Origin of the sequence: Streptomyces sp. NBC_01433 (assembly GCF_026340105.1) — a bacterium.
GTDB lineage: Bacteria > Actinomycetota > Actinomycetes > Streptomycetales > Streptomycetaceae > Streptomyces.
Map to the genome: position 1 here is coordinate 2,061,604 of NZ_JAPEPM010000002.1, position 14,027 is coordinate 2,075,630.

Here is a 14,027-nt window from a genome sequence, read left to right on the forward strand (position 1 = left end):
CCCGGCCCGCGATCGACGCCGCCCGGGGTTCGGTGCCGATAGCAGGGTCCGACGGCGCGTGTCCCGCAGATGTAGAGACACGACACAATCACGCAACATTTAATCTTTCACTAGATGATTGACTGACAGACGAAAATTTCGTACCGTCGAGCCTCATGTTGCACTTCGATGCACCGCCTCGGGGGCGAAGTGCGATCCGCGTACTGGCCCCCGGCCGACCGTCATTGCTCACCGCCGGCATGACGGCATTACTCCAGGAGGACCCAGGGTTCGAGATCCTCACGGCCCGCCCCGCCGCGGCGGACGCCGCACCTCGCACCCCCCTCCCCGACGTGGTCCTGATCGAGGACGTCCCCACCGTCCCGGTCGACGAAGCCGTCGGACCCGCCCTGCGTTCTCCCGGCGAGACGCGCGCCACCCGTGCGCTGATCGTCATGGAGAACGGCCGCACCGACCGCGTCTTCGGCTACCTCCGGCTCGGCGCCCGGTCGTTCGTCACTGTCGACGCCGTACCGGAAGTCCTGCTCGCCGCAGTCCGGGCCACCGCCCGGGGCGAAGCCTTCCTCACCCATGACGCGGCCCGCCGCGTCATCGACACCGCGCTCCCCCACGGACCCGAAGACGTGTCCCCACCGGCCGGTCCCACCACGCCGCTGACCGTCCGGGAGAGGGAGATCCACGCCCTACTCGCGGCCGGGCGGTCCAACGCGGAGATCGCCGAGATCTGCGGCCTGAGCAGCAAGACCGTGAAGTTCCACGTCTCGAACATCCTGCGCAAGCTCGGCATGCGCAACCGCATCCAGGCCGTCGTCCACGCCGCGCATCTGTGCGGTCAGGGCACGGCGGCCTGAGCCTCGCCCGACCCCTCACGGACGCCCCACCCCACACGGACGCCCGACCTCCCGCGGACGCCCGACCCCACACGGGCGTCCTCGGCCCCGTCCGTTCATCCGCCACACGGCTCAGCACTCGCCCGCACACCCGCCTACCCCCGCGTTTTCGCACATGTATGGAGAGGTTCATGCCGACACGACCCGCCGCGGCCGTCGCCGCAACCACGACAGCCCTGCTCCTCTCGCTCACCGCCTGCGGTGGCGGCGGGAGCCAGGGCGCCGGAAAGGGGGGCGACCCCGTACGCGGGGGCACGTTCACCTACGCCGCCGCCGTCGGCACCTCCTGCCTCGACCCGCACACCAGCCCGGGGGACATCGCCGCCGTCGTCCAGCGCAATGTGTTCGACTCGCTCGTCCAACTCGACGCCAAGGGCAGGCTCCACCCCTGGCTCGCCACCTCCTGGGAGGTCTCCGCCGACGCCCGCAGCTACACGTTCCAGCTGCGCGACGACGTCACCTTCCACGACGGAACCCCGTTCGACGCGGCCGCCGTCAAGGCCAACCTCGAACACATCAAGGCCCCCGCCACCAAGTCCCTGTACGCCTCCGCCCTGCTCGGCCCGTACAGCGGCAGCGAGGTGCTCGGCGAGCACAGCATCAGGATCACGTTCTCCGAGCCCAACATCCCCTTCCTCCAGGCCGCGAGCACCCCCTACCTGGGCATCGCCTCGCCCACGTCCCTCAAGAAGTTCAAGGACCAGCTCTGCGCGGGCGGGAAGTACTCCGTGGGTACCGGCCCGTACCGCTCGGAGCGGTACGTCAAGAACGACCGGGCCGAGTTCACCCGTAACAAGGACTACGCGTGGTCCCCGCAGGGCGCCGCCCACCAGGGTCCGCCGCTCGTCGACAAGCTCGTGATCCGGTTCCTGCCCGAGGACTCGGTCCGGGCCGGAGCCCTGACCAGTGGTCAGGTGGACGCCGCGGCGGTGCCCGTGACCTCGGCGAAGGCGGTGCGGCGCGATACCTCGCTGCGCCTGACCAAGCAGCAGTCACCCGGCGCCTCCTACTCCCTGTACCTCAACACCGACCGCGGACCGCTGCGCGACGAACGGGTCCGGCGCGCCTTCCAGCAGTCCGTCGACGTGGACGCGCTGATCCGCAGCATCTACCGGGGCGAGTACGAGCGCGCCTGGAGCCCGCTGAGCCCCACCACCCCCGCCGCGTACGACGAGTCCATCAAGGGCGCCGTCCGCCACGACCCGGCCGCCGCGGCCACCCTCCTGGACCGGGCGGGCTGGACCGGGCGGGACGCGAAGGGCTATCGCACCAAGGGCGGTGAACGCCTCGCGCTGCACTGGCCGTTCATCGGCGCCCTCGTCCGCGACCAGCGCGATGTGCTGGCCGAGGCGGTACAGGCGGAGCTGAAGAAGAACGGCATCGACCTGGTCCGCGACCCGGTCGAGACCGGCGCCTACTTCGAGCGGTACGGCAAGGGCGACTACGACGTGTGGGACAACGCCTGGGTACGCGCCGACCCGGCGATCCTCGCGGGCTTCTACCTCTCCACCAACCTGCCCTCCGCGGGCGGGCAGAACGTCTCCCACACCGACGACCGGCAGGTCGACAGCTGGCTGCGCGCGGGCGCGGCCGAGGAGGAGCCCGCCACGCGCGAGACGTCGTACGCCAAGGTCGAGCGCTGGGCGGTCGACCACGGCACCGTCCTGCCCCTGTACGTCCCGGTCACCTCGATCGGCACCACCGCGGCCGCCCGGGGCCTGACCTTCGACGCCAACGCGTGGCCGCAGTTCGCCGGTGTCTGGAAGAACACGAAGTGAGCGGCCGCCTCCCCCCGGCCGGCCGCTGGCTGCTCCACCGGGCCGTCGGCGCCGTGCTGGTGCTGTGGGGCGCGGCGAGTCTGACGTTCCTGGTGCTCCACCTCGTCCCCGGCGACCCGGTGACGACCCTGCTCGGCGCCTCCGCCACCGATTCGGCGGCGCTGCGCGAGCAGATCCGGCACGAGTACCACCTGGACGACCCCCTGGCCGTGCAGTACGTGTCGTTCCTCGGGCGACTGGTCACGGGCGACCTGGGAAGCTCGTACCAGCAACAGCAGTCCGTCTCCGTCATCATCGGCGAACAGATCGGCGACACCGCCGAGTTGGCGCTCAGCGCCCTTGCCCTCCTGGTGGTGGCCGCGCTGGTCACGGCCACGGCGACGGCGGGGCGGCGGCGCCGGGTGCGCGGCGCCGTCTCCGGGGCGGAACTCGTGGCCGTCTCCACCCCGGCGTTCTGGCTCGGCATCGTGCTGCTCACCGTCTTCTCGTTCCGGCTGAACGTGTTTCCGGTGGCCGGAGCGGGCGACTGGCGTTCGCTGGTGCTGCCCGCCGTCACGCTCGCGGTGCCGTTCGGCTCCCTGCTCGCCCAGGTGCTCCGGGAGGGATTGGAGGCAGCGCTGCACCAGCCGTTCGCGCTCACCGCCCGCTCCCGGGGGCTGGGCGGCACCGCGCTGCGGCTGCGGCACGCGCTGCGGCACGCCGCCGTACCCGCCGTCACGCTCAGCGGCTGGCTGGCGGGCGGGCTGCTCGGCGGAACGGTGCTGGTGGAGACCGTGTTCGCCCGTCCGGGCCTCGGCCGGGTGGCGCTGGACGCGATCTCCGGCCGGGACATCCCGGTGGTCGTGGGCCTCGTCCTGCTGTCCGCCACCGTCTATCTCGTCGTCAACGCGATCGCGGATCTGGTCTGTCTCTGGGCCGATCCGCGCCTCAGGAGCCCCGTATGAGCGCCCGGCCGACCGGCGGCGTCCTGGTCCGGCCCGCCACCGGCCACCTGCGGGAGCGGCTAGCCGGGTTCCGGCCCGGCCTGCTGCTCTCCGCGGCCGTCCTGGCGGTCGCCGCCGTCGCCTGCGTCAGCCCCGGACTGCTGGCGGGGGCCTCGCCCACGGACGCCGATCCGGTCGCGGCGCTGCTGCCGCCCGGCGCCGAGCACTGGTTCGGCACGGACCAACTGGGCCGGGACGTGTACGCCCGGGTGATCCACGGGGCGCGTCACTCCCTGCTGCTGGGCGTCGGGGCGACCGCGCTCGGGGTGCTGGTGGGCCTGCTGATCGGTCTGCCCGCAGCGCTGCTCGGACGGTTCGCCGACCAGGCGGCGATGCGCGGCATGGACATCATGCTGGCGCTGCCCGAACTGCTGCTCGCCCTCCTGGTGATCGCCGTGGTGGGCCCCAGCTCGGTCAACGCGGCGCTGGCCATCGCGGTCGCCTCGGTGCCGGGATACGCCCGGCTGATACGGGGGCAGGCCCAGGTGGTCCGCAGGGCGGAGTACATCCGCTCCGCCATCGGGCTCGGGCTGCGCCGCCGCACCGTGGTGCTGCGGCACGTCCTGCCCAACACCCTCGGCCCGCTGGTCGTTCCCGCGACGCTCGGCGTCGGTACGGCGATCATCTCCGGCTCCGCGCTCAGCTTCCTCGGCCTCGGCCCCAAGGCCCCCACCCCGGAGTGGGGGGCGATGCTCGCCCAGGGCCGGGACGCGTTGCAGAGCGCGTGGTGGATCGCGGTGTTCCCCGGCGCGGCGATCACCCTGTCGGTGGTCGCCGTCACCGTCGTCGGGCGGCACCTGCACATCGGACTGGAAGGCAGGCCCGGAGCATGACCGCTCCCCCGAAGAACCCGGCGCTCCCCCCGAAGCACGGCGGGGGCTCACCGGCGCTCCCCCCGCCGGACGGACCTGAACCCGCAGCCGCCGCGCTGGCCGTGCGCGGCCTGACCGTCGCCTTCGGCCACGGACGCCGACGCCGGACGGTGGTGCACGACGTCTCACTCACCCTGGCTCCCGGTGAATGCCTGGCGCTGGTGGGCGAGTCGGGCTCCGGCAAGAGTGTGACGGCCAGGGCCCTGATCGGCCTCGCCGGACCGGAGTCGACCGTCCACAGCGAAGGGCTCCAGGTCGACGGCCGTGACGCCACCGGCTTCCGCGAACGCGAGTGGCGCACGGTACGCGGCCGGGTGGTGGGGCTCGTCTCCCAGGACGCGCTCTCGGCACTCGACCCGCTGCGGCGGGTGGGGGCCGAGGTCGCCGAGCCGCTGCTGGTCCACCGGCTGGCCCGGCGCGGCGAGGTGGCGGAGCGGGTCACCGGGCTGCTCGGCGACGTCGGGGTCCCGGAACCGGAGCTGCGGGCCCGGCAGTATCCGCACCAGCTCTCCGGCGGGCTGCGCCAACGTGCCCTGATCGCCTCGGCCATGGCGGGCGGGCCACGGGTGCTGATCGCGGACGAGCCCACCACCGCGCTGGATGTCACGGTCCAGGCCCGGGTACTGGAACTCCTGCGGGAGCTCAAGGAGTCCGGGACCGCCCTGCTGCTCATCAGCCACGATCTCGCGGTGGTCGCCCAGCTCGCCGACCGCATCGCGGTGATGACGCAGGGGCGGGTGGTGGAGACCGGCCCGGCCGGTCAGGTGCTCGGAGCCCCTCGGCACCCGTACACACGCACCCTGATCTCCTCCGTCCCGGCACTCGACGCCGTACCGGCGCAGGAACGACGGCAGGCGGCGGAGGTCGAGGACGCGCCGCCGCCGGGGTCCGGGGCCGAGGACGCGCCGCTGCCGCGATCAGGAGCGGCGAACTCGACACCGCCGTCCGTGCCGGGGGCCGGTGCGGTCCTGTTGTCGGCGCACGGGCTGGTGAAGCGGTACCGCTCCCCGGACGGTGGCGTCCGCACGGCGGTCCGGGACCTGGACTTCACGCTCGGGCACGGCGAAACGCTGGGCGTCGTGGGCGAGTCGGGTTCCGGGAAGAGCACGCTCGCCGCCATGGTGATGGGGCTGCTGGCGCCCGACGCCGGCGAGGTCCGGCTGGACGGCGGCCCGTGGAGCGCGCTGGACGAACGGCGGCGCCGTCCGCTGCGCCGGGGCGTCCAGCTCGTCCACCAGGACCCGCTCGGCTCGTTCGATCCCCGGTTCACCGTGCGGCGCCTCCTCGACGAGGCGCTGTCCGTGGCCGGTCCGGCGCGCGGCGCGCGGCGCCGGGAGCGGGCGGCCGAACTCCTCGAACAGGTCGGCCTCGACACGGCCGTGCTGGAGCGGCGGCCGGCCCGGCTGTCGGGAGGCCAGCGTCAGCGTGTGGCGATCGCCCGTGCGCTGGCCACCTCACCGCGGCTGCTGGTCTGCGACGAGCCGGTCTCCGCGCTCGATGTGACGGTGCAGGCCCAGGTGCTGGAGCTGCTGGCGTCGCTCCGCGCGGCGTACGGCCTGGCGATGCTGTTCATCTCGCACGACCTGGCGGTGGTGCGGCAGGTCAGCGACCGGGTCCTGGTGATGCGCGACGGCGACATCGTCGAACAGGGCCCCGTCGCCGAGGTGCTGGGCATGCCCCGGCACCCGTACACCCGTCAGCTGCTGGCAGCCGTACCGCGTCTCCCGGCCCTCCCTCGACCCTCATGATCCGCGACCACGTCACCCGTACCACGGATGGAGTTCCATGCCCCCGCTCGACCTGACCGCCGACGAAGTACTCACCACCACCCGGGCCGTCCGCAAGCGGCTCGACCTGACCCGGCCCGTGGAACGGAAACTGATCGAGGAATGCCTCGAACTGGCCACCCAGGCACCCACCGGGCGCAACCGGCAGCGCTGGGACTTCGTCTTCGTGACGGACCCGGCCAAGCGCGCCGCCCTCGCGGACCTCTACCGGCTGGGGCTGGCGCGTCCCCGTCAGCAGGTCGTCCGGGACGGGGTGAACCGCGGTGATCTGGCGCGCGGCCACCGGATCATGGACAGCGCCCAGCACCTCTTCGAGCATCTGCACGAGGTCCCCGTGCTGCTCGTCCCGTGCATCCGGGTCCAGGGCCGTCACGAGATCGACTCGCACGTCGGGCAGGCCAACACCTGGGGGTCGATCCTCCCGGCCGTCTGGCAGTTCATGCTGGCCGCCCGCTCGCGCGGGCTCGGCACGGCGTGGACCACGCCTCATCTGCACTACGAGCGCGAGGCGGCCGAATTGCTCGGAGTGCCCTACGAGACCGTTCTGCAGACCGCGCTGATCCCGGTGGCCCACACGATCGGCACCGACTTCCGGCCCGGACCGCGGGTCGACGCCGACGAGGTCGCGCACTGGGACAGCTGGTAGCGGCGTAAGCGCCGGGGGTGGGTGGGGGCGCGCCGGGCGTGGGGGCGCGCCGGTGACGGGCGGGGCGCCGGTGGACGCGGGGCTTCCGCACGGTTGCCGTTATTTCGATGATGTGCAAACCTACGAACGAAGCCTACGAGCCATCGGCAGGCAGGTGCCCCCGTACCCCTCCCGGTCCGGGGAGAGCGAGAGGAGAGGGCCCGTGCGCACCCTCAGCCACCCCGCCCGGTCCGACATCGAACTCACCGCGGTCTTCCACGCGCTGAGCGATCCGACCCGGCTCTCGATCGTCCGCAGCCTGGTCGGCATCGACGAGCAGTCCTGCGGCACCCTGGACATCCCGCTCTCCAAGTCGACGCTCTCCCACCATCTGAAGGTGCTCCGCGACGCGGGCGTCACACACACCCGCATCGAGGGCACCCACCGCTATATGTCGCTGCGCCGCGAGGACCTCGACGCCCGGTTCCCCGGACTCCTGGACGTGGCGCTCGCGGACGGCAGCACGCTCGCGCGCTGAGTCCGGCGCTCAGGTCTGGGCCGGAGTCCGCGCTCAGGTGGTCGGCGGCGTCCCTCCCTTCCTGGTGAACTCGGCCACCCGGAAGGCCAGATCGAGGGACTGGCCGCGGTTCAGCCGCGGGTCGCACGCCGTCTCGTACCGCCGGTGCAGATCGTCCACGAAGATCTCGTGGCCGCCGCCGACGCACTCGGTGACATCGTCACCGGTCAGCTCGACGTGGATGCCGCCCGGGTGCGTACCCAGGCTGCGGTGCACCTCGAAGAAGCCCCTCACCTCGTCCAGCACATCGTCGAAGCGACGCGTCTTGTGGCCGGAGGCCGCCTCGAAGGTGTTGCCGTGCATCGGGTCCGTCACCCATACCGGGCGGGCTCCGGAGGCCGTGACCTTCTCCACCAGTCCGGGCAGCAGGTCACGGACCTTCGCCGCCCCCATCCGGACGATGAACGTCAGCCGGCCCGGTTCACGCTCCGGATCGAGCCGGTCGAGATACGCGAGCACCTCGTCGACGTCCGTCGACGGGCCGAGCTTGACGCCGACGGGGTTGCGGATCTTCGAGGCGAACTCGATGTGCGCACCGTCGAGCGCGCGGGTGCGCTCACCGATCCAGATCATGTGCCCGGAGGTGTCGTACAGCTCCCCCGTGCGCTCGTCGGTACGGGTCAGCGCCGTCTCGTAGTCCAGCAGCAGCCCCTCGTGCGAGGAGTAGAACTCCACCGCCCTGAGCTGCTCCGGGTCCGTGCCGCACGCCTTCATGAAGGCCAGCGCCTTGTCGATCTCCCGGGCCAGTGCCTCGTAACGCCGCCCGGACGGCGAGGACTTCACGAACTCCCGGTTCCAGGTGTGGACCCGACTCGGATCGGCGTAGCCACCGGTGGTGAACGCGCGCACCAGGTTCAGCGTCGACGCGGACGCCCGGTACATCCGCCTGAGCCGTTCCGGATCGGGGGTACGGGCCTCCTCGGTGAAGGCGAGGCCGTTCACCGCGTCGCCCCGGTAGGAGGGCAGCGTCACCCCGTCCCGGGTCTCGGTCGGGCTGGAACGGGGCTTGGCGTACTGGCCGGCGATCCTGCCGATCTTGACCACCGGCACCGAAGCGGCGTAGGTGAGCACGGCGCTCATCTGGAGCATCGTCTGCAGGGTGCCCTGCACGTACTCCGCCGAGACCCGGTCGAACACCTCGGCGCAGTCGCCCCCCTGAAGCAGGAACGCCTCCCCGCGGGCCACGGCCGCGAGGCGGTCGCGCAACTGATCGCACTCGCCCGCGAAGACGAGCGGCGGATACGCGGCGAGCTCCGCGAGCACGCCGTTCAGGGCCTCGGGGTCGGGATACGCGGGCTGCTGCCCGGTCGCTGCGGAACCGGGGACCGCGGCCCGCACCTCAGCCCCCCGCCGATCGGCGGGGCGCGTTCACAGGACCACCTGTACGTCGTATGCGGTGAGCCATTCGTTGAGCTGGAGGGCGCGCGGCAGGATCGGCGGCGGGGTGAAGGTGCCGTTGACCCAGTCCTGGTTCCTGACCATGGCGCGCAGGGTGTCCGCGTCCAGCAGTTCCATCGCGGGCGAGCCCGGGTCCTCGATCATGTCGGAGACCGCGGTGCGTACGGACTCCAGATACTCGGGGCTCTGCCCGACGGGGAAGCCGCTCTTGGGGCGGTGGACGACCTCGGTGGGCAGGGCGTCCTCGACGGCGGCGCGCAGGAGTCCCTTCTCCCGGCCGCCGAGCCGCTTCAGCTGCCAGGGCACGTTCCACACGTACTCGACCAGGCGGTGGTCGCAGTAGGGGACGCGGACCTCCAGGCCGTTGGCCATGCTCATGCGGTCCTTCCGGTCGAGGAGGAAGGGCAGGAACCGGGTGTGCTGGAGGTAGTAGACCTCGCGCATCCGGCGGTCGACTCCGCTCTCGCCGTCGAGATGGGGGACTTCGTCCAGGGCCTCGCGATAGCGGCTCTCCAGCCGTTCGTGCAGGTCCAGATGGGGGCGCAGCCGCGGCGACAGTACGGCGTTGCGGTCCTTGACCCCGGCCGACCAGGGAAAGCCGCCGCTGGGCCGCTCGGCCTCGCTCGCGAACCAGGGGTAGCCGCCGAAGGCGTCGTCCGCGCCCTCTCCGGACAGCGCGACGGTGAGGTGCCGGCGCACCTCCCGGAACAGGAGGTACAGCGAGACGTCCAGGTCGCCCACACCGGGGTAGTCGCGGGCGCGCAGCGCGATGCCGGACTCGGAGAGCAGGGAGGCGGGTTCGACCAGTACTTCCTGGTGCTTGGTGCCGACGTGGTCGACGACGGCCCGGACGAAGGGGGCGTCGCGGGAGACGTGCAGGGCGTCGGCGGTGAAGTCGTCCTCGCTTCCGGCGAAGTCGACGGAGTAGGTGGCGAGGGTGCCGAGCCCTTCGGCGGCCATGGCGGACGCGCCGATCGCGGTGATGGCGCTGGAGTCGATGCCGCCGGACAGCAGTGCGCCCAGGGGCACGTCGGCGACGGTCTGCTCCGCGACGATCCGGTCCAGCAGGGACCGGACGGTGGCCACGGTCGTCTCCTGGTCGTCCTCGTGCGGTGCGGTGACGAGCTGCCAGTAGCGGTGCGAGGTGGCACCGTTGTGGTCGAAGCGCAGGATGTGACCGGGCAGGACCTGGCGGATCGTGCGGTAGACGGCGTCGCCGGGGCGCTTGGCGGCGACGGTGAAGACGTCCACCAGCCCTTCGGCATCGACCTCGGGCCGCACGAGTCCGGAGGCGAAGAGCGCTTTGGGTTCGGAGCCGAAGACGACTCCGGTGGCGTGTTCCGCGTAGTACAGCGGTTTGATGCCGAGCGGGTCGCGGCCGAGGTAGAGGGTCTGTGTGCCGATGTCCCAGAGGGCGTACGCGAACATTCCGGCGAAGCGGGTGATCGCTTCGGCCCCCCATTCCCGGTGGGCGGCGAGGATGACCTCGGTGTCGGAGGCGGTACGGAAGCGGTGCCCCCGGGAGCGGAGTTCGGCGCGCAGTTCTCGGTGGTTGTGGATCTCCCCGCTGAAGGAGACCACCGCGGTGTCGCGCCCGTCGTCCGGGCCGGTAGCGGTCATGGGCTGTTGGCCGTGCTCGGGGTCGGTCACGGCGAGCCGGCGGTGTCCGAGGCCGATCCTGGGCGCGGCCCAGACCCCGGAGTCGTCGGGTCCGCGGCGGGCCAGCGTGTCCGCCATGCGGCGTACGGTCTCCGTCTCGCGGGTCAGGTCGCGTTCCCGGTCCAGCCACCCTGCTATGCCACACATGATCGGTCTCCTCAGCTCTGGGTGGTGGACGCGTACTCGGCGAGGGTCGTCTCGACGACCCCTCTGATCGGGGCGGGCAGCCGGTCCCAGTTGCGGTCGTCGTTGAGGTCGAGCACCCGGGAGAGCTTCCAGCCGAGGTACTGGCCGAGCGAAGCGAGCGGGGGCAGCTTCTCGACCGGGCGCAGGGCGAGTTCGTAGCCGGGGAAGAGTCCGGCGATACGGCGGGTGGTGGCCTCGGTCCAACCCGCGTCCGCCTCGCCTGTGGTCGTCGCCAGGCACAGGATGGTGCGGTCGCGGATGACGAGCATGTAGTTCAGGACGTGTGTCGTCCCGGGCCGGGGGGCGGTGACCCGTGGGCCGTCGGCGTCGGTCCCGACCCCGGCCTGCTCAGCCGTCGCGGCCGTTTCGCCCGCGTCGCCCGTATCACCCGCGTCGCCGTTCCCGTCGTCGGCCCAGATCGCGGACTCGAAGTCGTTCTGCCGGATGCCGTTGCCCTCCAGGGTGATGAGGTCCTGGGACCGTCCGAGGGTGCGCAGCAGAGGGGTGGCCACGCCGCAGGGGCAGTCGGTTCCGGTGATCTCCACGAGGTCGCCGGTGCGGTAGCGCAGCAGGGGCCTGGCGAGGATGTCGAGGGTGGTGACGACGAGTTCGCCCCGGTCGGGGCGGCCGTCGACGCGGCGGGTACCCGATGCGTCGTCCAGCTCCAGGACGTAACTCTGGGTCTGGAGGTGCAGGTTGCGGTGTTCGCAGGTGACGGCGGTGGTGCCGGTCTCGGACGAGCCGTACGCGGCGACATAGGCACGGGCGCCGGTGAGGCGTTCCAGGTGGCGGACGAAGGCGGGGCCGGTCTGCTCGGCCATCAGGAACAGCTTCTCGAAGGCCGGGACCGGCTCGTCGTTGCGGTAGGCGAACTGGATCATCTCCAGCAGCCGGGACGGGGGCCCGACGAAGACGTTGACGCCCAGCTCGCGGGTGAGTCTGAGCACCCGGGTGTAGTCGCCGGTGATGTTGTCCACCCAGGGGCGCAGCGAGAGGACCTGGAGGTATTCGAGGACCTTCTCGAACTGGTACGCGGCCGGGGCGAACGGCGCGTTGATCAGGATGAGGGCCCGGTCGGCCGGGGAGAGGATCCGGGCCCACAGCTCACCGATGTTGATGGTGTTGGCGACGAGGTCGTCCAGGGCCTTGGGCGCGGCGACGGGGTTCCCGGTCGTGCCCGAGGACTCGTAGTAGTGCAGGAATTCCGACAGGCCGCGGGTGAAGGCCCGGTGTCCGCCCTCGCTGAGGGCCTTCTTGGGCAGGAAGGGCAGCTGGGTGAGGAGGTCGCCGATGGCCCGCTCCGGTTCCGTCCCGGCGGCCTTCGCCACCAGGGCGGGCCCGAGGGTGTCCGCGTAGAGACCGGAGCCGGCGGCCGCCCGGAGGGTGGCGGTGAACTTCCGTCCCAGGGAGGCTTGGTCGGGGTGTCCGGCGTGGCTGTCGCGGACCAGGGCGGTGTGGTCGCGTACCGCGTCGGCCAGTTCACGGGTGGTCGTCGTGTCACGAAGCAACAGCATGGGTGTCCCTCTCGTCAGCGGCCCCGGCGGCGCGGGCCAGGCTTCCGTCGGATATGAGGCGGGCGACGACCGCGATGTCCTGGTCCATCCGGCGGTCGCGGTCGGCGTACGGCACGTGCGAGCGGATCAGGGCGTGCACCTCGCGGGTCCAGGGTGCGGCCCGGTCCAGTCCCCGCAGATCGATGGCCTGGGCGGCCGCGAGCAGGGTGATCGCCGTGACCTGGCCGGTGAGTTCGTTGACCGTGCGGGCGTCCCGGGCGGCGGTCGTGGCCATGCTGACCTTGTCCTGGTTGTGCGCCTCGGTGGACCGGGAGAACACGGTGGCGGGGAGCGCCGTCTTGAGCGCTTCGGCGGTGACGGCGGACGCGGCGATCTGCATGCCCTTGAATCCGTGGTGCAGCCCGGCCTCGGCGCTGAGTTCGGGCGGTACGAGATTGGCGGGGAGCCCGCCGCTGAACTTCGGGTCGATGATCAGGGCGAGCTGCCGGTCGAGCAGGTCGGCGACGTTGGCCGTGGCGATCTTCAGGCTGTCCATGGCCTGGCCGACATGGCCCGCGTAGAAGTTGCCGCCGTGGTGCGGCCGTTCCTCGTCGACGGAGAACAGCGGGTTGTCCGTGGAGGCGTTGACCTCGGTGGTGAGCCAGGGGTCCACCCAGGACAGGGTGTCGCGGAGCACTCCGATCACATGCGGGGCGCAGCGTACGGAGTAGTGGTCCTGGATACGCCGGTCCAGCTCGCGGTAGTCGCTGCCCTCCAGCGACGTGGTCTCGGCCAGGATCTGTTCGTACGTGGTGGAGAGCCGCGATCCGTCGAGGAGCCGCCGCAGGTGGGCGGCGCTGGCGACCTGCCCGGGGTGGGGCTTGGCCCGGTGGAGGAAGTCGGCGAAGTGGGAGGCGTTGCCCAGGAGCGCCTCGCTGACGAAGGCGGTGGTGATCTCGGCGGCGGTGACGATCCGGGCCGCGTCGTGCGCGGCGAGCACGGCGAAGGCGGTGGTGAAGGCGGTGCCGTTGATGAGGGCCAGGCCCTCCTTCGCCTCCAGGACGACCGGGGAGATCCCGGCCTCGCGCTGGGCGTCGGCGACCGGCAGGACGTGTTTGCCGACCTCGGCGTCGCCCTCTCCCAGGAGGGTGGCGGCGACGTAGCACAGCGGCACCAGGTCGCCGCTGGCGCCGAGTGATCCGCGCTCGGGGACCAGGGGGACGATGTCGGCGTTCAGATGGTCCAGGAGCCGGTCGATCACCAGCGGGCGGATGCCGGAGTTGCCGCGCGCCAGGCAGTTGGCGCGGATGAGGAGCGTCGCGCGGACGACGTCGGCCGGTGCGTTCGGGCCGACCCCGTTGAGGTGGTAGCGGATCAGGTTGTGCTGGAGCTGTGCGGCACGCTCGGGGCTGATCTGGTTCGTGACGCTGTCGCCGAACCCGGTGGTGACCCCGTAGATCGGTTTTCGCTCGGCCATGAGCCGGTCGCGCAGCCGCACACTGCGCTCGGCGGCCGTGACGGCACCGGGGTGCAGGACGGCACGGACCGCGGGCTCCCGTGACGCGGGGCGGGCCAGCCGCACCACGTCGTGAAGGGTCAGGGAAGCGCCGTCCAGCGCGATGCGGGCGGGGTCGGTCCAGTCATTCACCTTCGGAACTCCAGGGAAGCGGGGGCTTTTCGATTGCGCCCCAATACTTCGCGATGGGAGTGCCGAATTTCTTCTGCCGTCGGACCTGGTTGTCCCAGGTCCGGGGACCGGGGCCGACCCGGACCATCGGC

11 protein-coding genes are annotated in these 14,027 nt (G+C 71.9%); 7 read left to right on the top strand and 4 right to left on the bottom strand.

The window, feature by feature from the left end; translation table 11 throughout:
• Positions 1-239 precede the first annotated feature (239 nt).
• The 7 genes from OG413_RS36535 (at position 240) to OG413_RS36565 (ending at position 7,473) form a co-directional block, all read left to right on the top strand.
• Positions 240-851, top strand: a complete 612-nt coding sequence (locus tag OG413_RS36535; RefSeq protein ID WP_266813024.1) for a response regulator transcription factor — start codon at positions 240-242, stop codon at positions 849-851.
• A 170-nt stretch (positions 852-1,021) separates the two neighbouring features.
• Complete coding sequence (locus OG413_RS36540; protein WP_266813026.1) at positions 1,022-2,668, top strand: ABC transporter substrate-binding protein; 1,647 nt, start codon at positions 1,022-1,024, stop codon at positions 2,666-2,668.
• Complete coding sequence (locus OG413_RS36545; RefSeq protein WP_266813027.1) at positions 2,665-3,612, top strand: ABC transporter permease; 948 nt, start codon at positions 2,665-2,667, stop codon at positions 3,610-3,612. The genes OG413_RS36540 and OG413_RS36545 overlap by 4 nt, the downstream gene beginning before the upstream one ends.
• Complete coding sequence (locus tag OG413_RS36550) at positions 3,609-4,484, top strand: ABC transporter permease (RefSeq protein ID WP_266813028.1); 876 nt, start codon at positions 3,609-3,611, stop codon at positions 4,482-4,484. The genes OG413_RS36545 and OG413_RS36550 overlap by 4 nt, the downstream gene beginning before the upstream one ends.
• Complete coding sequence (locus tag OG413_RS36555; protein WP_266813029.1) at positions 4,481-6,271, top strand: ABC transporter ATP-binding protein; 1,791 nt, start codon at positions 4,481-4,483, stop codon at positions 6,269-6,271. The genes OG413_RS36550 and OG413_RS36555 overlap by 4 nt, the downstream gene beginning before the upstream one ends.
• A gap of 37 nt (positions 6,272-6,308) precedes the next feature.
• The gene (locus OG413_RS36560) at positions 6,309-6,956 is read left to right on the top strand and encodes a nitroreductase family protein (protein ID WP_266813030.1); all 648 of its coding nucleotides are present in this window, start codon (positions 6,309-6,311) and stop codon (positions 6,954-6,956) included.
• Positions 6,957-7,158: 202 nt separating this feature from the next.
• Positions 7,159-7,473: a helix-turn-helix transcriptional regulator gene (locus tag OG413_RS36565; protein WP_266813032.1), complete on the top strand. Its 315-nt coding sequence runs from the start codon at positions 7,159-7,161 to the stop codon at positions 7,471-7,473.
• Positions 7,474-7,506: 33 nt separating this feature from the next.
• Here the strand turns inward: OG413_RS36565 and OG413_RS36570 are convergent, their stop codons facing one another.
• From OG413_RS36570 to hutH, 4 genes are read right to left on the bottom strand one after another with little or no spacing between them, the layout of a single operon-like run.
• Positions 7,507-8,850 (bottom strand): class II 3-deoxy-7-phosphoheptulonate synthase, encoded by a 1,344-nt coding sequence (locus OG413_RS36570; RefSeq protein WP_266813034.1) that lies wholly within the window; start codon positions 8,848-8,850, stop codon positions 7,507-7,509.
• Positions 8,851-8,880: 30 nt separating this feature from the next.
• Positions 8,881-10,716, bottom strand: coding sequence for an asparagine synthase (glutamine-hydrolyzing) (gene asnB, locus OG413_RS36575; protein ID WP_266813036.1), 1,836 nt, complete (start codon positions 10,714-10,716; stop codon positions 8,881-8,883).
• 11 nt (positions 10,717-10,727) lie between these two features.
• On the bottom strand, positions 10,728-12,269 hold the full coding sequence (locus OG413_RS36580; protein ID WP_266813038.1) for a phenylacetate--CoA ligase family protein: 1,542 nt from the start codon (positions 12,267-12,269) through the stop codon (positions 10,728-10,730).
• The gene (gene hutH / locus OG413_RS36585) at positions 12,253-13,896 is read right to left on the bottom strand and encodes a histidine ammonia-lyase (protein WP_266813040.1); all 1,644 of its coding nucleotides are present in this window, start codon (positions 13,894-13,896) and stop codon (positions 12,253-12,255) included. The genes OG413_RS36580 and hutH overlap by 17 nt, the downstream gene beginning before the upstream one ends.
• Positions 13,897-14,027: the final 131 nt, after the last annotated feature.